This window comes from Streptomyces sp. NPDC001514 (assembly GCF_053597075.1).
Genome location: NZ_JBSFHO010000011.1, coordinates 91,994 through 108,938 on the forward strand (window position 1 = coordinate 91,994; position 16,945 = coordinate 108,938).

General features: G+C 70.3%; 21 protein-coding genes. 16 read left to right on the forward strand and 5 right to left on the reverse strand.

Annotated features, from left to right (window positions below):
- The first annotated feature begins 185 nt into the window (after positions 1-185).
- The 14 genes from ACWCXB_RS14390 to ACWCXB_RS14455 all read left to right on the forward strand — a co-directional run bounded on the left by ACWCXB_RS14390 (position 186) and on the right by ACWCXB_RS14455 (position 12,188).
- Positions 186-1,469, forward strand: a complete 1,284-nt coding sequence (locus tag ACWCXB_RS14390) for a GAF domain-containing protein (RefSeq protein ID WP_450722572.1) — start codon at positions 186-188, stop codon at positions 1,467-1,469.
- 41 nt (positions 1,470-1,510) lie between these two features.
- A complete protein-coding gene (locus tag ACWCXB_RS14395) occupies positions 1,511-1,831 on the forward strand; it encodes a hypothetical protein (protein ID WP_450722574.1) in 321 nt (106 codons plus the stop codon).
- A 64-nt stretch (positions 1,832-1,895) separates the two neighbouring features.
- A complete protein-coding gene (locus ACWCXB_RS14400; protein WP_450722576.1) occupies positions 1,896-2,462 on the forward strand; it encodes a GNAT family N-acetyltransferase in 567 nt (188 codons plus the stop codon).
- A 183-nt stretch (positions 2,463-2,645) separates the two neighbouring features.
- Positions 2,646-2,729 carry a putative leader peptide gene (locus tag ACWCXB_RS14405; protein ID WP_313879519.1) on the forward strand — a complete coding sequence of 28 codons (84 nt, stop codon included), beginning with the start codon at positions 2,646-2,648 and terminating at the stop codon, positions 2,727-2,729.
- Positions 2,730-2,855: 126 nt separating this feature from the next.
- A complete protein-coding gene (locus ACWCXB_RS14410; RefSeq protein WP_450722578.1) occupies positions 2,856-4,553 on the forward strand; it encodes a nitrite/sulfite reductase in 1,698 nt (565 codons plus the stop codon).
- Between the two features lie 31 nt (positions 4,554-4,584).
- Positions 4,585-4,764 (forward strand): hypothetical protein, encoded by a 180-nt coding sequence (locus tag ACWCXB_RS14415; RefSeq protein ID WP_450722580.1) that lies wholly within the window; start codon positions 4,585-4,587, stop codon positions 4,762-4,764.
- Positions 4,761-5,471 carry a phosphoadenylyl-sulfate reductase gene (locus tag ACWCXB_RS14420; RefSeq protein WP_450722582.1) on the forward strand — a complete coding sequence of 237 codons (711 nt, stop codon included), beginning with the start codon at positions 4,761-4,763 and terminating at the stop codon, positions 5,469-5,471. Before ACWCXB_RS14415 ends, ACWCXB_RS14420 begins: the two co-directional genes overlap by 4 nt.
- On the forward strand, positions 5,471-6,058 hold the full coding sequence (gene cysC, locus ACWCXB_RS14425) for an adenylyl-sulfate kinase (protein ID WP_450722584.1): 588 nt from the start codon (positions 5,471-5,473) through the stop codon (positions 6,056-6,058). Before ACWCXB_RS14420 ends, cysC begins: the two co-directional genes overlap by 1 nt.
- Positions 6,055-6,990, forward strand: a complete 936-nt coding sequence (gene cysD, locus ACWCXB_RS14430; RefSeq protein ID WP_450722586.1) for a sulfate adenylyltransferase subunit CysD — start codon at positions 6,055-6,057, stop codon at positions 6,988-6,990. The genes cysC and cysD overlap by 4 nt, the downstream gene beginning before the upstream one ends.
- 2 nt (positions 6,991-6,992) lie before the next feature.
- Positions 6,993-8,348, forward strand: a complete 1,356-nt coding sequence (locus ACWCXB_RS14435) for a sulfate adenylyltransferase subunit 1 (RefSeq protein ID WP_450722588.1) — start codon at positions 6,993-6,995, stop codon at positions 8,346-8,348.
- Between the two features lie 231 nt (positions 8,349-8,579).
- The gene (locus ACWCXB_RS14440) at positions 8,580-9,707 is read left to right on the forward strand and encodes an aliphatic sulfonate ABC transporter substrate-binding protein (protein ID WP_450722590.1); all 1,128 of its coding nucleotides are present in this window, start codon (positions 8,580-8,582) and stop codon (positions 9,705-9,707) included.
- A gap of 35 nt (positions 9,708-9,742) precedes the next feature.
- Positions 9,743-10,534, forward strand: coding sequence for an ABC transporter ATP-binding protein (locus tag ACWCXB_RS14445; RefSeq protein WP_450722592.1), 792 nt, complete (start codon positions 9,743-9,745; stop codon positions 10,532-10,534).
- The gene (locus ACWCXB_RS14450) at positions 10,521-11,405 is read left to right on the forward strand and encodes an ABC transporter permease (protein ID WP_450722594.1); all 885 of its coding nucleotides are present in this window, start codon (positions 10,521-10,523) and stop codon (positions 11,403-11,405) included. The genes ACWCXB_RS14445 and ACWCXB_RS14450 overlap by 14 nt, the downstream gene beginning before the upstream one ends.
- 9 nt (positions 11,406-11,414) lie before the next feature.
- Positions 11,415-12,188 (forward strand): sirohydrochlorin chelatase, encoded by a 774-nt coding sequence (locus ACWCXB_RS14455; RefSeq protein ID WP_450722596.1) that lies wholly within the window; start codon positions 11,415-11,417, stop codon positions 12,186-12,188.
- Between the two features lie 16 nt (positions 12,189-12,204).
- Here ACWCXB_RS14455 and ACWCXB_RS14460 read toward each other — a convergent pair whose 3' ends face one another.
- On the reverse strand, positions 12,205-12,861 hold the full coding sequence (locus ACWCXB_RS14460; protein WP_450722598.1) for a mycothiol-dependent nitroreductase Rv2466c family protein: 657 nt from the start codon (positions 12,859-12,861) through the stop codon (positions 12,205-12,207).
- A 67-nt stretch (positions 12,862-12,928) separates the two neighbouring features.
- Entirely contained in the window at positions 12,929-13,393 is a 465-nt protein-coding gene (locus ACWCXB_RS14465) for a hypothetical protein (protein WP_450722600.1), read from the reverse strand.
- Positions 13,394-13,449: 56 nt separating this feature from the next.
- Here ACWCXB_RS14465 and ACWCXB_RS14470 point away from each other — a divergent pair, with 56 nt between their 5' ends.
- Together ACWCXB_RS14470 and ACWCXB_RS14475 are read left to right on the forward strand one after the other, a co-directional pair.
- Positions 13,450-14,292, forward strand: a complete 843-nt coding sequence (locus ACWCXB_RS14470) for an aldo/keto reductase (protein WP_450722602.1) — start codon at positions 13,450-13,452, stop codon at positions 14,290-14,292.
- A gap of 92 nt (positions 14,293-14,384) precedes the next feature.
- On the forward strand, positions 14,385-14,588 hold the full coding sequence (locus ACWCXB_RS14475) for a DUF4236 domain-containing protein (RefSeq protein ID WP_450722604.1): 204 nt from the start codon (positions 14,385-14,387) through the stop codon (positions 14,586-14,588).
- Here ACWCXB_RS14475 and ACWCXB_RS14480 read toward each other — a convergent pair.
- From ACWCXB_RS14480 to ACWCXB_RS14490, 3 genes are all read right to left on the reverse strand, one after another.
- The gene (locus ACWCXB_RS14480; RefSeq protein ID WP_450722606.1) at positions 14,545-14,955 is read right to left on the reverse strand and encodes a nuclear transport factor 2 family protein; all 411 of its coding nucleotides are present in this window, start codon (positions 14,953-14,955) and stop codon (positions 14,545-14,547) included. The genes ACWCXB_RS14475 and ACWCXB_RS14480 overlap by 44 nt on opposite strands.
- Positions 14,955-15,515 carry a DUF1697 domain-containing protein gene (locus ACWCXB_RS14485; protein WP_450722608.1) on the reverse strand — a complete coding sequence of 187 codons (561 nt, stop codon included), beginning with the start codon at positions 15,513-15,515 and terminating at the stop codon, positions 14,955-14,957. The genes ACWCXB_RS14480 and ACWCXB_RS14485 overlap by 1 nt, the downstream gene beginning before the upstream one ends.
- Positions 15,516-15,606: 91 nt before the next feature.
- A complete protein-coding gene (locus tag ACWCXB_RS14490) occupies positions 15,607-16,809 on the reverse strand; it encodes a S8 family peptidase (RefSeq protein ID WP_450722610.1) in 1,203 nt (400 codons plus the stop codon).
- Between the last annotated feature and the right edge of the window lie 136 nt (positions 16,810-16,945).

Genomic DNA, 16,945 nt, shown 5'->3' on the forward strand with positions numbered 1-16,945 from the left:
GACACGGCACCACCCTCAGCTGTTGTCACCTTCGTGCATCGGACTGTTGTTTGCCAGAGTTGCAGACCGTTGCAGGAGATATGTGAAGCGGCCCTCCAGGGACCTGCGCGAGCGGCACGATGGGAGCCACGACGGACCAGCACCACAGGCAGCTCATTCAGCGCCGCGCGCGGCGGGGGGTACCGATGAGGAACACAGCTCTCGACATGGCACGGCTCGCCACCATGGACGCCGCTCATGCGAACCGCCTGCTCCATCAGGTACGCGCCGCGACGCTGGCCGGCCGGCGCCCGCCGATCGCGCCCCGTCCGGTCATCGACGCGTCCTGGCAGCGCATGTTCCGGCTGGGGCTCGACCCGGACCGGGACACCAGCAGCGTGCTGCTGGAGCCCGGCGAGCTGGAGCACCGGCGGCGGGCGACCGTGATCGGCGAGGTCATGCGCACGCTGAGCGGCGGGCTGACCGAGATCGCCGACGCGTCCTTGCAGATCATGGTGGTGACGGACGCTCAGGGCCGGGTGCTGTGGCGCGAGGGCAACGCGAGGGTCATGCGCAAGGCCAACACCATCTGCCTGGAGGAGGGCGCCGCCTGGAGCGAGGACACCACCGGCACGAACGCGATCGGCACGGCGCTCGCCGCTCGCCGGCCCGTACAGGTCCACTCGGCCGAGCACTTCGTGCACACCCTGCACAACTGGACCTGCGCCGCGGCCCCCGTGCACGACCCGCGCGACGGGCGGCTGCTCGGCATCGTCGACGTCAGCGGCCCCGCCTCCAGCTTCCACCCGGCGACGCTGGCCCTCGTCAACTCGGTGGCGCAGCTGGCCGAGGCGGAGCTGCGGGACCGGCATCTGCGGACCGTGGAGCGGCTGCGCTCGGTGGCCGCGCCGATCCTGTGCCGGCTCACGGGCCGGGCGGTGGCCGTGGACCTGCACGGCTGGACGGCGGCGGTGACGGGCATGGCGCCCGTGGACCGGCTGCCGCTGCCCAAGTCCTTCAGGGCGGGCCGGCTCTGGCTGCCGTCGCTGGGCATGTGCACGGTGGAGCCCCTGCCGGGCGGCTGGCTGGTGCGTCCCGACGAGGCGAGACCGGCGGAGGCGGCGAGCCGCGTCGTCCTGGACGTCAGCCGCCCCCGCCGCTGGACGGTCGCCGTCTCCGGCCCCGCCGGGAGCTGGACCCAGGAGCTGAGCCCGCGCCACGCCGAGCTGCTGTACGTGCTGGCCAGCTGTCCGCAGGGCCGTACGGCGGCCGAGCTGGCGGCCGACGTCTTCGGCGATCCGACCCGCACGGTGACCGTGCGCGCGGAAATGTCACGTGTGCGGCGTTATCTCGCGGGGGTGCTGGCGCACCGTCCGTACCGCTTCAGCGAGGAGGTCGAGGTGGAGGTCGTACGGCCTGCCGACCCGGCGGACCTCCTGCCGCACTCGTCGGCGCCTGCGGTCAACGAGGAACGGATGACAGGCGGATAGCTCCCGTCCCGGGCCACGGCCGCAGCCCTTGTCAGCTCTCGATGAACTGGTGGTCGGCGGTGATCGCCCCCGGCACCATGGTCTTCCGGGCGCGCGAGGACGGCGGTGGTGAAGCCCAGGCCCTGGGCCGCGGTGCGCATCTCCTGGGGCGGCTGGAGGACGTGGACGCCGTCCTCGGTCCACAGCTCGGCGACGACCTTGCGGCGCAGCCCGGAGGCGTGACCGACCGGGCGCAGCGCGTCGGCGAGCGGTCCGGGGCGCTGGTGGACGTGACGGTCGCCGAGCTGAGGATGGAGGCGTTCCTCCCGGCCGACGAGGAGACGGCCAGGCTGCTGGGCGGTCGGGCAGAGCGGAGCGGCTGACACGGGCGCGGTGTCATGGGCCGGCTTTTTGGACCCGGGCCGCCGACGTGGTTCCCTGGCGGCCATGAGCATCACTGTGACCACGTGGTCCCTGGAGCAGACCTCACCCGCCGATCTGCGACCGGCCGCAGAGCCTTCGGGAGACGTGCGGATCGTACGGGCCGAGGTGCCGTCGCCCGAGTTCAGCCGCTTCCTCTATACGGCTGTCGGCGGCGACATCCGCTGGACCGACCGGCTCGGTCTGACGTACGCACAGTGGGACGAGGCCGTGAACCGGCCGGGCGTGGAGACCTGGGTGGCGTACGAGAAGGGGACGCCCGCCGGGTACATCGAGCTGGAGGCGCAGGACGAGGGCGTCGTCGAGATCGTCTACTTCGGGCTCGTCCCGGCCTTCCGGGGGCGGCGGATCGGTGGTCATCTGCTGTCGTACGGGACCGCCCGCGCCTGGGATCTGGCGGAGCGCTGGCCGGGCCGGACGCCGACGAAGCGGGTGTGGCTGCACACCTGTTCCAAGGACGGGCCGCACGCCATGGACAACTATCTGCGTCGCGGCTTCACGCTGTTCGCCACCAAGGTCGAGGAGGAGCCGGAGGTCGAGGTCCCCGGCCCCTGGCCCGGCGCCCGGGCCTGACCCGGCACCACCCCGACCCTGGCCCGGCGCCCGGGCCTGACCCGGCACCACCCCGACCCTGGCCCGGCGCCTGCCGTCCGGGGCACGGTGACCGAGGACACACTGTCTCGTGATGCGGGACAGTGTTGTCCACATTTTGGATAGCGGTGGACTGGGTCCAAAGTCCCGTGACACGCTTCCGTCATGTCTCGAGCTGGAATTGCCTTGGTGAGTCGGCGGCACGTCGACCTCGGCCGCATGTCCAGCGCCATCTGTCCGGCGAGCTGACAGAACAGCCCAGCCGCACTTTCCGAGCATCCCCCGCCTTCTGCGCACCGCCGCGCCGTACGTCCGTACGGTCCGCGAGTGTGCAGGTCAGAGCCGCCCTCCTGCAGTCCCGAAGGACGTACCGCCATGGCCGCCACCCCCGAAAAGCCCACCACCGCCACGCCCCGCCGCAAGGCCGGTCGCCACCGCGGCGAGGGCCAGTGGGCCGTTGGCCACATGACACCGCTGAACGCCAACGAGCAGACCAAGAAGGACGACGACGGTCTCAATGTGCGGACACGCATTGAGACGATCTACGCCCATCGCGGCTTCGACTCGATCGACGGCGCGGACCTGCGCGGCCGGATGCGCTGGTGGGGGCTGTACACCCAGCGCAAGCCCGGGATCGACGGCGGAAAGACCGCGATCCTGGAGCCGGAGGAGCTGGACGACGAGTACTTCATGTTGCGCGTCCGGATCGACGGCGGGCGGCTGACCACCGAGCAGCTGCGGGTGATCGGCGAGATCTCCCAGGAGTTCGCGCGCGGCACCGCCGACATCACCGACCGGCAGAACGTCCAGTACCACTGGATCCGGATCGAGGACGTCCCCGAGATCTGGAACCGGCTGGAGGCCGTCGGCCTGTCGACCACCGAGGCATGCGGTGACACGCCACGTGTCATCCTCGGCTCGCCCGTCGCCGGCATCGCCGAGGACGAGATCATCGACGGCACCCCCGCCATCGACGAGATCCACCGCCGCATCGTCGGCAACAAGGACTTCTCCAACCTCCCCCGTAAGTTCAAGTCGGCGATCTCCGGCTCTCCGCTGCTCGACGTGGCGCACGAGATCAACGACATCGCCTTCGTCGGGGTGAACCACCCCGAGCACGGCCCCGGCTTCGACCTCTGGGTCGGCGGCGGCCTCTCCACCAACCCCAAGATCGGTGTCCGGCTGGGCGCCTGGGTGCCGCTGGACGAGGTTCCGGACGTGTACGAGGGCGTCATCTCGATCTTCCGCGACTACGGATACCGCCGGCTGCGCACCCGTGCGCGGCTCAAGTTCCTGGTCGCCGACTGGGGCGCGGAGAAGTTCCGCCAAGTGCTGGAGGACGAGTACCTGGAGCGGAAGCTCGTCGACGGCCCGGCGCCCGAGCAGCCCGTGCAGCAGTGGCGCGACCACGTCGGTGTGCACCGGCAGAAGGACGGCCGCTTCTACGTCGGCTTCGCGCCGCGCGTCGGCCGCGTCGACGGCGCCACGCTCACCAAGATCGCCGCGGTGGCGGAGGCGCACGGCTCGGGCCGGGTCCGTACCACCGCCGAGCAGAAGATGCTCGTCCTCGACGTCGAGGAGCCGCAGGTCGAGTCGCTCGTGGCCGGTCTGGAGGCGCTGGATCTGCGGGTCAGCCCGTCCCCGTTCCGGCGCGGCACGATGGCCTGCACCGGTATCGAGTTCTGCAAGCTCGCCATTGTCGAGACCAAGGCCCGTGGCGCCTCGCTGATCGACGAACTCGAGCGCCGCATCCCCGAGTTCGACGAGCCGATCACGATCAACATCAACGGCTGCCCGAACGCCTGCGCCCGTATCCAGGTGGCGGACATCGGTCTCAAGGGCCAGCTGGTGCTGGACGAGAACGGCAACCAGGTCGAGGGCTTCCAGGTGCACCTGGGCGGTGCGCTCGGTCTGGAGGCCGGCTTCGGCCGCAAGGTCCGCGGTCTGAAGGTCACGTCCGCCGAGCTGCCCGACTACGTCGAGCGCGTCCTCAGGCGCTTCCAGGAGGAGCGCAAGGACGGCGAGCGCTTCGCGACCTGGGCGGCGCGGGCCGGCGAGGAGTCACTGTCATGAGCGTCGGCGAACGGCAGCGAAAGGAGGGGTCATGAGCGAGCGGGCCGCCCCCTTCTACTGCCCGTACTGCGGCGACGAGGACCTGCGTCCCAGCGAGCAGGGCCATGGCGCCTGGGAATGCGCGGCATGCAATCGAGCCTTCCAGCTGAAGTTCCTCGGGCTGCTCGCCCGCGGGGTTCAACGGGGCGACGTGGGAGGGGACGAGATATGACGGCGGTTCGGACGGACCGTACGAAGGACGAGCTCAAGTCGCTCGCCGAGCAGGCCGGACGGGATCTCGAAGAGGCCTCCGCCCTCGACATCCTGCGCTGGGCGGCGGAAACCTTCGGCCCGCGGTTCTGCGTCACCTCCTCCATGGAGGACGCGGTCGTCGCACACCTCGCCTCGCGCGTCTTCCCCGGCGTCGATGTCGTCTTCCTCGACACCGGCTACCACTTCCCGGAGACCATCGGCACCCGGGACGCGGTGGAGGCCGTGATGGACGTCAACGTCATCACGCTCACCCCCCGCCGGACGGTCGAGGAGCAGGACGCCGAGCACGGCCCCAGGCTGCACGACCGCAACCCGGACCTGTGCTGCGCGCTGCGCAAGGTCAAGCCGCTGGAGGAGGGCCTGACCGCGTACGACGCCTGGGCGACGGGACTGCGCCGCGACGAGTCCCCGACCCGGGCGAACACCCCCGTCGTCGGCTGGGACGAGAAGCGGCAGAAGGTCAAGATCTCGCCGATCGCGCGCTGGACGCAGGACGACGTGGACGCGTACGTCGCCGAGCACGGCGTCCTCACCAACCCGCTGCTGATGGACGGTTACGCCTCGGTCGGCTGCGCCCCCTGCACCCGCAGGGTGCTGGAGGGCGAGGACGCCCGGGCCGGCCGCTGGGCGGGCCGCGCCAAGACCGAGTGCGGGCTGCACGGCTGATGACGACGACGAACGACGACCTGAATCCGAACGTGAACCATCGGGAGAAGCACGTGACTGGGGCCACCATCTGGCTCACCGGGCTGCCGAGCGCGGGCAAGACGACCATCGCGTACGAGCTGGCGGGCCGGCTGCGTGACGAGGGCCATCGTGTCGAGGTGCTCGACGGCGACGAGATCCGCGAGTTCCTCTCCGCGGGTCTCGGCTTCAGCCGCGAGGACCGCCACACCAATGTGCAGCGGATCGGCTTCGTCGCCGAGCTGCTGGCGTCGAACGGCATCAAGGTCCTGGTCCCGGTGATCGCCCCGTACGCCGACAGCCGCGAGGCGGTGCGCAAGCGCCACGGCGCCGAGGGCACGCCGTATGTCGAGGTGCATGTCGCGACTCCGGTCGAGGTGTGCTCCGTACGCGATGTGAAGGGGCTGTACGCCAAGCAGGCCGCGGGCGAGATCAGCGGGCTGACCGGGGTCGACGACCCGTACGAGGAGCCGGAGTCCCCGGATCTGCGGGTCGAGTCGCACAACCAGACCGTGCAGGAGTCCGCGGCGTCGCTGTACGCGCTGCTCAGTGAAAGGGGACTGGCGTGACGACCGTAGCCAAGCTCGAGGAAGGCACGGACAGCCCGTACGCCCTGAGCCACCTGGACGCGCTGGAGTCCGAGGCGGTGCACATCTTCCGCGAGGTGGCGGGCGAGTTCGAGCGACCGGTGATCCTGTTCTCCGGCGGCAAGGACTCCATCGTCATGCTGCATCTGGCGCTGAAGGCCTTCGCCCCGGCCACGATCCCGTTCTCGCTGCTGCATGTGGACACCGGGCACAACTTCCCCGAGGTCATCGAGTACAGGGACCGCACGGTCGAGAAGCACAACCTGCGCCTGCACGTCGCCTCGGTGCAGGAATACATCGACCGCGGTGTCCTCAAGGATCGTGCGGACGGCACCCGCAACCCGCTGCAGACCCTGCCGCTGACGGAGAAGATCCAGTCGGAGCGGTTCGACGCCGTGTTCGGCGGCGGCCGTCGGGACGAGGAGAAGGCCCGCGCCAAGGAGCGCGTCTTCTCGCTGCGCGACGAGTTCTCCCAGTGGGACCCGCGCCGCCAGCGACCCGAGCTGTGGAACCTGTACAACGGCCGGCACGCGCCCGGCGAGCACGTGCGCGTGTTCCCGCTGTCCAACTGGACCGAGCTGGACGTGTGGCAGTACATCGCCCGGGAGGGCATCGAGCTGCCCGAGATCTACTTCGCGCACGAGCGCGAGGTCTTCCGGCGCAGCGGCATGTGGCTGACCGCCGGCGAGTGGGGCGGTCCGAAGGAGGCCGAGACCGTGGAGAAGCGGCTGGTGCGCTACCGGACTGTCGGCGACATGTCCTGCACCGGCGCCGTCGACTCCGACGCGGTGACCCTGGAGCAGGTCATCGCCGAGATCGCCGCCTCCCGGCTCACCGAGCGCGGCGCCACCCGTGCCGACGACAAGCTCTCCGAGGCCGCGATGGAAGACCGCAAGCGCGAGGGGTACTTCTAGCCATGACCAGCACCACCGAACCCACCGAGACGCTGTCGGTCGAGCAGCTGTCGGCGACCACCCTGCTGCGGTTCGCCACCGCCGGCTCGGTCGACGACGGCAAGTCCACCCTCGTCGGGCGGCTGCTGCACGACTCCAAGTCGGTCCTCGCCGACCAGCTGGAGGCCGTGGAGCACGCCTCCCGCAGCCGCGGGCAGGACGCCCCCGACCTGGCGCTGCTGACCGACGGTCTGCGGGCCGAGCGGGAGCAGGGCATCACGATCGATGTGGCGTACCGCTACTTCGCCACGCCCCGGCGCCGGTTCATCCTCGCCGACACCCCCGGCCACGTGCAGTACACGCGCAACATGGTGACGGGTGCCTCCACCGCCGAGCTCACGGTCATCCTCGTGGACGCCCGCAACGGCGTCGTCGAGCAGACCCGCCGCCACGCCGCGATCGCAGCGCTGCTGCGCGTCCCGCACGTCGTCCTCGCCGTCAACAAGATGGACCTCGTCGACTACCAGGAGTCCGTGTTCGCCGCGATCGCCGAGGAGTTCACGGCGTACGCGACCGAGCTGGGCGTCCCGGAGGTCACCGCGATCCCGATCTCGGCCCTCGCCGGTGACAACGTCGTGGAGCCGTCCGCGAACATGGACTGGTACGGCGGGCCGACCTTCCTGGAGCACCTGGAGTCGGTTCCGGTCAGCCACGACCTGGCGCACTGCCACGCCCGGCTACCCGTGCAGTACGTGATCCGGCCGCAGACCGCCGAGCACCCGGACTACCGGGGCTACGCGGGCCAGATCGCCGCCGGCACCTTCCGTGTCGGCGAGCAGATCACCGTCCTGCCCTCCGGCCGCTCGACGAAGATCTCCGGCATCGACCTGCTCGGCGAGCCGGTCGACGTCGCCTGGACGACCCAGTCGGTGACCCTCCTGCTGGAGGACGACATCGACATCTCGCGCGGCGACCTGATCGTGCCCAGCAAGGACGCACCGCCGACCACCCAGGACATCGAGGCGACCGTCTGCCACGTCGCCGACCAGCCGCTGACCGTCGGTCACCGCGTGCTGCTCAAGCACGGCACCCGCACGGTCAAGGGGATCGTCAAGGACATCCCGTCCCGTCTCACGCTCGACGACCTGTCGCTGCATCCGCACCCGGGACAGCTCGTCGCCAACGACATCGGCCGCGTGAAGATCCGCACCGCCGAGCCGCTGCCGGTCGACTCCTACGCGGACTCGCGTCGCACCGGCTCGTTCATCCTGATCGACCCGGCCGACGGCACCACGCTCACCGCGGGCATGGTCGGCGAGTCGTTCGCCTCGCCGGAGCCGGTCAAGGGCGAGGCCGAGGACGACGGGTGGGACTTCTGATCATGGAATCCCCCGACTTCTACTCGACGTTCGCCAAGGAGGGCGGCCGCGTCGGCAGCGGCGCACTCGGCGCGGGCACGGGCGGAGTGGCGCGATGTGCGTGATGACGTACGCGCACTGCCTGCGCGCCCCGTCCCCCCACCCGACGTCCCGGAAGCGACGAAGACCTGCCGACCTCCCGGCCACGGCCTGAGAACCGTGACCGCCGGGCCTCCGAGAGGAAGACCTCCCGTGCCTGCAGCCCGTTCCAGCCGTACGACCAGCACCGCCCTGCGCCGCACCGTCGCCGCTGCCGCCGCCCTCCCGCTGCTCGCCGTGGCGCTCACCGCCTGCGGCTACGGCTCCGAGGCCAAGGACGACAAGAAGACCGAGGTGGCGGCCAAGGGCGAGAAGCTCTCCGCCGAGAACGTCCGCATCGGCTACTTCCCGAACCTCACCCACGCCACCGCCCTCGTCGGCATCCAGGAAGGCCTGATCCAGAAGGAGCTCGGCGGCACCAAGATCGTGCCGCAGACCTTCAACGCCGGCCCGTCCGAGATCGAGGCCCTCAACGGCGGATCGCTCGACATCGGCTTCATCGGCCCCTCGCCGTCCATCAACGCCTATGTGAAGTCCAAGGGCAAGAACCTGCGGATCATCTCCGGCGCCGCCTCCGGCGGAGTGAAGCTCGTCGTCGACCCGGACAAGATCAAGACCCTGGACGACATCAAGGGCAAGAAGATCGCCACTCCGCAGAAGGGGAACACGCAGGACGTCGCGTTCCTCAACTGGATCGCGGAGAAGGGCTGGAAAGTCGACTCCGAGAGCGGCAAGGGTGACGTCTCCGTCGTCCGCACGGACAACAAGGTGACCCCGGACGCCTACAAGTCCGGCTCGATCGACGGCGCCTGGGTGCCGGAGCCGACCGCGTCCAAGCTGGTCTCCGAGGGTGCGAAGGTCCTCCTCGACGAGGCCACCCTGTGGCCCGACAAGAAGTTCGTGATCACGAACGTCATCGTGTCGCAGACGTTCCTCAAGGAGCACCCGGACGTCGTCGAGGCCGTGCTGCGCGGCACGGTGAAGACGAACGCGTGGATCAACGCCAACCCGGACAAGGCCAAGGCGTCGGCCAACGCCCATCTGAAGGCGGAGACCGGCAAGGAGCTCGCCGCCAAGGTCATCGACCCGGCGTGGCCGAGCATCCGGATCACCGACGACCCGCTGGCCGCCACGCTGAAGACGCAGTCCGAGTGGGCGGTCAAGGCCCAACTGATCAAGGAGCCCGACCTGAACGGCATCTACGACCTGACGCTCCTGAACAAGGTGCTGAAGGCCGAGGGCAAGTCCGAGGTCTCCGACGCCGGCCTCGGCGTCAAGTAGCCCGCATTCCCGCACGTTCCCAGGAGGTGACGACCATGGCCACCACGTTTGCCAAGGCTGCTGAGGACACCACCACGGTGTCGCACGCCGCCCGGATCGAGCACGTCTCGAAGTCCTTCTCCGGCCCGGCCGGATCGCAGCTCGTCCTGGACGACATCAGCCTGGATGTCGCGCCCGGAGAGTTCGTCACCATCCTGGGAGCGTCGGGGTGCGGTAAGTCCACCCTGCTCAACCTGGTCGCGGGGCTCGACGAGCCGACCGCCGGGTCCATCGAGACGCCCGGCGGGCGGCCTGCCCTGATGTTCCAGGAGCACGCCCTCTTCCCGTGGCTGACCGCGGGCAAGAACATCGAACTGGCCCTGCGGCTGCGCGGGGTCCCCAAGTCCGAGCGCCGCCCGGAGGCCGAGCGGCTGCTGGAGCTGGTCCGGCTCGGCGGCGCGTACGGAAAGCGCGTCCACGAGCTGTCCGGCGGAATGCGCCAGCGCGTGGCACTGGCCCGCGCGCTCGCCCAGGACAGCGATCTGCTCCTCATGGACGAGCCGTTCGCGGCGCTCGACGCCATCACCCGGGACGTGCTCCACGGCGAGCTGACGCGGATCTGGGCGGAGACGAACCTGTCGGTCCTCTTCGTCACGCACAACGTCCGCGAGGCCGTGCGGCTCGCGCAGCGCGTGGTGCTGTTGTCCTCGCGTCCGGGCCGGGTGGCCCGCGAGTGGACGGTCGACATCCCCCAGCCGCGCCGTATCGAGGACGCCGCCGTGGCGGAGCTGTCCATCGAGATCACTGAACAACTGCGTGGGGAGATCCGCCGCCATGGCCAGCACTGACACCGCCCCGAAGCAGGACGACCTCGCCGGTCTGGAGGCCGGCCTGGACGCACTCGACGCAGTCGAGATCCGCCGTACGCCCGTCCGCGAGGTCCTCGTCAAGAAGGTCCTGCCGCCCGTCGTGGCCGTCGGCCTCGTTCTGGTCGCCTGGCAGCTCCTCGTCTCCGCGAAGGTCACGTCCGAGGACAAGCTGCCGGCCCCGTCCGCGGTGTGGACCGGTGTGACCGACATGTGGCTGCAGGGCACCCTGCTGGACGTCGTCTGGACCAGCATCTCGCGCGGTCTGTTCGGCTTCCTGCTGGCCCTGGCCATCGGTACGCCGCTGGGTCTGCTGGTGGCCCGGGTGAAGTTCGTCCGCGCCGCGATCGGCCCGATCCTTTCCGGTCTGCAGTCACTGCCGTCGGTGGCATGGGTGCCGCCCGCCGTCATCTGGCTCGGCCTGAACGACTCGATGATGTACGCGGTCATCCTGCTCGGCGCGGTCCCGTCGATCGCCAACGGACTCGTCTCCGGGGTCGACCAGGTGCCGCCGCTGTTTCTGCGGGCCGGACGCACCATGGGCGCCACCGGCCTCAAGGGCACCTGGCACATCGTCATGCCGGCCGCACTGCCCGGCTATCTGGCCGGCCTGAAGCAGGGCTGGGCCTTCTCGTGGCGCTCGCTGATGGCCGCCGAGATCATCGCGTCGTCTCCGGACCTCGGCCTGGGCCTCGGCCAGCTGCTCGAGAACGCCCGCAACAACATCGACATGCCAGGGGTGTTCCTGGCGATCATCCTCATCCTGATCGTCGGCATCGCCATCGACCTGCTGTTCTTCAGCCCGCTGGAGCGGTGGGTGCTGCGCAGCCGCGGTCTGCTCGTCAAGAACTGAGCGTCTCCCATGGACAACCCGCACGGCCCCGTCCTGCTCGTCATCGCCCACGGCAGCCGCGACCCGCGGCACGCCGCGACCGTGCACGCCCTCGTACGGCGCGTCCGGTCGCACCGTCCTGAGCTGCGGGTGTCGACGGCGTTCCTCGACTTCAACGCACCCTCCGTGCCGCAGGTCCTGGAGCGGATGGCGAACGACGGCGTACGGGACGTGGTGGCGCTGCCGTTGCTGCTGACCCGCGCCTTCCACGCCAAGGCCGACATCCCGTCCGTCCTGAACGAGGCGCGGGCCAGGCACCCGCGGCTGCGGATCACCCAGGCGGACGTGCTGGGCCCGTCACCGCTGCTGCTGGACGCGCTGGAGCGGCGGCTGTACGAGGCCGGGCTCACGCCTGGCGACAAGCGCTCGACCGGGGTCGTCCTGGCCTCGGCGGGCTCCTCCGACCGGGAGGCGATCGCAGTGATCGCAGATGTGGCGCGGGAGCTGCGGCACACCGGTTGGTGCGCCGTGCGACCTGCGTTCGCCTCCGCTGTATCTGCCGCGGGCTGTCCCCGTCCCGAGGACGCGGTACGGGCGCTGCGCGCCGATGGCGTCGCCCGGGTCGCGGTGGCGCCGTACGTCATCGCCCCGGGCCGCCTCCCGGACCGTATCGTCGCGGGCGCCGCCGAGGCGGGCGCGGACGTCCTCGCGGACGTGCTGGGCCCGGGCCCCGAGCTGGCGCGTCTGCTGCTGGAGCGCTACGACGAGGCGCACGTGGACCGGATCGTCGCCTTGGCCGGCTGAGCCGCCGCTGCCCCGGTCAGGCCGTGTTCAGCTTCCCCGTCCGCGTCCGCTTGAGCTCGAAGAAGTCGGGATGGTTGGCGAGCACGCGGAAGCTGTCGAAGAGCCGCCCCGCCTCCTCGCCGCGCGGCACCGAGTTGAGGACGGGCCCGAACCAGACGGCGCCGTCGACATGGATGGTCGGCGTACCGACGTAGCCGTCCGCCGCAGGGTCCTTGCCCGCGTCGTGGCTGCGGCGCACCGCGTCGTCGTACGCCGTGTCGTGCGCGGCGGCGGCCAGCTCGGCCGGGAGACCGGTCTCCGCGAGGGCTTCGGCGATCACGGTGTCGAAGTCATCGGCCTTCTGCTGGTGGATGCGGGTGCCCATCGCGGTGTACAGGTCGCGCAGGACCTTCTCGCCGTGCTGCTCGGCCGCGGCAACCGCGACCCGGACGGGACCGATGGAGCGGTCGACCAGGTCGCGGTACCAGTCGGGCAGCTCGTTGCCGATGTTGTGCAGGTAGAGGCTCATCGGACGGAAGCGCACCTCGATGTCGCGCTGCTTCTCGACCTCCAGGATCCAGCGGGAGGTGATCCATGCGAACGGGCAGGCGGGGTCGAAGTAGAAGTCGACAGCGGTTGCGGGCTGCGCGGACGTGAAGACGGACGTGGGCTCGGCCGGGGACTCGGTTGTCATGACTGCCACCCTAGGCGGCAGGTGTCCCTGCCCTGAGGGCCAATCAGGGACCGGATACGTGGGCCATTCAGCGCCCGGGATGGGGTGGCCGCACTTCCAGGAAGCGGTGACGGCCGCGTCCCCGGTACAGCAGGGCGTCCCAGCCGAGCCGGTCCAGTACCCGCGCGCATTCGGTGAGGGCGCTCTCCTCCTGGGCCGCGGCCCCGCTGCCGTGCGGTCCGAGCCATTCGACCGTGACCGTGCCCGGTTCGTCCTCCCGTTCCCTGACGCGGTATCCCGTCGCGACCCGCTGTCCGGTGGACTCGTCGACCGCGGAAGGGGTGATCCCGGACGCCTCCAGCGCGAGTGCGACCGCCCGCACCGTCCGGCCTCTTTCCCATGCCGCCGGTATCGTCTCCGGGTCGGCTGCGCCGGTGTTCGTCAGCCGGCGGATCTGCAGCAGCCCTTCGAAGGCGACCCGCACCTCGGCCGCGCGTGCCTGCGCCGCCCGCTCCCCGCGGTCGCGTGGCGGCCCGTCACCGTCGTCGTACATGGAAGCGACCATAGGCCGCGGCACTGACATTCCGGCGGCTCGGCTACCGTGCCCGCATGATCAACGACACGTACACCTTCGGCGAAGGCCCGTCGGTCCGGCGGCTCGGGTACGGTACGGCGCAGCTCACCGGGACCGGCTACTGGGGACCCCGGGGCGAGCGCGCGGACGCCGTGGCCGTGTTGCGCCGTGCCGTCGAGCGCGGTGTCACGCTGATCGACACGGCCGACAACTACGGCCCCGGCCTCGCCGAGGAGCTGGTCGCCGAGGCCCTGCACCCGTATCCGGCCGACCTGCTCGTGGCCACCAAGGGCGGCGTCGTACGGACGAGCGCCAGTGCGTGGCACGTCGCGGCACGGCCCGAGCAGCTGCGGGCGATGTGCGAGGCGAGCCTGCGGCGGCTGCGCACGGACACGATCGGCCTCTACCAGCTGCACCGGCTGGACCCGAAGGTGCCCCTGGCCGAGCAGCTGGGCACGCTCGACGAATTGCGGCGCGAGGGGAAGATCCGGCACATCGGGCTGGACACGGTGACCGCGGAGCAGCTGGAGGCGGCCCTGGCGCTGACGGACATCGCGTCGGTGCAGAACCGCTTCAATCTCATCGACCGGGAGTCGGAGGCCGTGCTGAAGGTGTGCGAGGCGCGCGGTGCGGCGTTCCTGCCGTGGTTCCCGCTCGCCGACGGGGCGCTCACGGGCGCGGCGGCCGGCGCCCTGGACCGGGTTGCCGAGCGGCATGGCGCGTCGCGCGGGCAGATCGCCCTGGCCTGGCTGCTGCACCGCTCCCCCGCCCTCTGCCCGACGCCGGGCACGGGTTCGCTCGCCCATCTGGAGGAGAACCTGGACGCGGCCGCGATCCGGCTGTCGGATGAGGACATGTCTGCCCTGGGGCAGCGGTAGCGGCGGTGGCGGCCGTCACGGTGACACGACCGTGGCGGTGCCGTGACAGCCGCGCCGAGCCCTTCGCGCACCATGGCGACAAGGAGGCCGATATGTCGATCTATTACCACAAGCGGATCACGATCATCCCGAAGCTGGTCCACCTGAACCTCAGCACGCACGGCTGGTCGCTGAGCGTCGGCACGCGCCGCGCCCACGTCACGCGGGACAGCTCAGGTCACCACAGTGCTTCCGTGCGGCTGCCCGGCGGCTTCAGCTGGCGCCGGAGTCTTCGTCGGAGCTCTCATCGGCACTGAACGGCGTGCCCTGGTGGAAGTAGAGCTGCCAGGTGTCATCGGTCGAACGCCACAGTGAACTGCGGTGGGCGCGCTGCCCGTTGTACTCGGTCACGAACGTCAGATGGACGACGTCGGGGGCGAGCTGGGTGCCTCTGATCTCCGACGCGGTGATCGGCTTGGCGGAGGCCTGGGCCCCCTCCTGGGCGAGCGCCTCGATGATCGCGTCGCGGTCCCAGCGGCGCCCCGACGCACCGAACTCCAGGAAGTCGGGGTGGAGCAGCCCGGCGACCAGCGCCGGTTCGGTGCGTACGAGAGGGTCGAGGAGTCGGAGTTCGCCCTCGATGGCGGCGTCGACGGCGGCGGAGCCGGACTCGGACCCGGTCATCACGCATGTCCTCCGGTCATCTCGGCGAGCTTGACGACAGTGTTCCAGTTACGGGCCGTCGCCACGACGCCTTTCGTGAGGCCCGGCCGGGAGAGGGCCTCCGCGAGCTTGGAGCGGCCGAGCCCTTCGGGCGCGTACAGATACAGCGCGCGGTCGCCGAGCCGGAACTCCTCGGGGAGGAAGGCCGCCGCGTCGATGGACGCGAACCGCTCGGGGTCGACGCGCGCCGAGAAGTACGTGACGTGGAGCTGCTTGCCCTCCAGTTCGGCCGCCGGGAAGGGGCAGCTCTCGACGACGGCCCGAAGATACGGGCCTCCGCGGACGAGGCAGTCGACGGTGAAGCCGAAGTGCCTCTCGATGGCCTGCCCGATGCCCGCCGCGAGCGCGTCCTCGTCGCGCGTCGCGCTGGTGAAGACGGCGTTGCCGCTCTGCAGATACGTACGGACGTCGTCGTGACCCAGCTCGGTCAGCAGCGCACGGAGGTCGGCCATGGGGACCTTGCGGTGTCCGCCGACATTGATGCCGCGCAGCAGCAGCGCGTACGCAGAGGTCTTCGTCATGGTCGCCATGGTCACACGACAGGACGGCCGCCGTGCCCCGTGGGGGAGGGCGCGGCGGCCGCCGGCTCATCACCGGTCGTCGGTCAGTTGATCACTCGACGACCTTCAGGAGCTTGTTGGGCGTGCCCTCGCTCGGGTTGCTGATCTTGTCCGCCGTGGCGCCGTCCGTCAGCGCCTTGGCGACCTGCTCCGGGGTGGCGTCCTTGTGGGCGGCGAGGTAGACCGCGGCGGCGCCGACGACGTGCGGAGTCGCCATCGACGTACCGGAGATGGTCTTGGTGCCCTCGTCGCTGTCGTTCCAGTCGGACGTGATGTCCGAGCCCGGGGCGTAGATGTCCACGACCTTGCCGAAGTTGGAGAAGTCGGACTGCTTGTCGTCCTTGGTGGAGGAGGCGACGGTGATGGCCTCCTCGACGCGGGCCGGGGAGCCCTGGCTCGCGTCGCTCGACTCGTTGCCCGCGGCCACGCCGAAGGTGACGCCGGCGGCGATGGCCTTGCGGACGGCCTCGTCGAGCGCCGGGTCGGCACTGCCGCCGAGGCTCATGTTGGCGACGGACGGGCCCTGGTGGTTCTTGGTGACCCAGTCGATACCGGCCACGACCTGCTCGGTGGTGCCGGAACCGCTGTCGTCGAGGACACGGACGGCGACGATCTTCGCCTTCTTGGCGACTCCGTGGGCGGAGCCGGCGATGGTGCCCGCCACGTGCGTGCCGTGGCCGTTGCCGTCGTCGGCGGAGTCGTCGTTGTCGACGGCGTCGAAGCCGTGCGTGGCGCGGCCCTCGAAGTCCTTGTGGGAGATGCGGACTCCGGTGTCGATGACGTACGCCGTGACGCCCTCGCCGGCGCTGTCGGGGTACGTGTACTTGCTGTCGCCGGCGGTGTCGGCCTGGTCGATCCGGTCCAGGCCCCAGGACGGCGGGTTGTCCTGGGTGGCGTTGATCGTGAACTTCTTGTTCTGGACGACCTTGGCGACGGCGGGGTCGGCGGCGAGACGCTTGGCCTCGGTCTCCGAAAGCCCGCTGGCGGAAAAGCCGTTGATGGCGGAGTTGTAGGTGCGCTGCAGCGTGCCGCCGTACTCCTTGGCCAGTTCCTTCTTGTTCGCTTTCTCGTCCAGCAGCACGATGTAGCTGCCGGCGACGGCGCCTTCGGCGTTCGCGCCGTAGATCGTGCCCTCCGCGGGAGCGGGTGCTGCTCCGGCGAACGAGGTGTTGAGTACGGTCACTCCGGCGGCTGCGGCCACGGCGGTTATCGCCGCGGTGAGCTTGATCCTGCTCGAGCGCTTGTGAGTTGCCATGAAGAGGGGTCTCCTCGTCATCATTTGTGGGGGGTTTGGCCTCCGGAAGGAAAATCTCCGGGGGTTGACTCGAAACCCTGACCGATTGACGGGCTCAGATCAAGACCTTCATACACCTGTGACTTACTCAACAAGC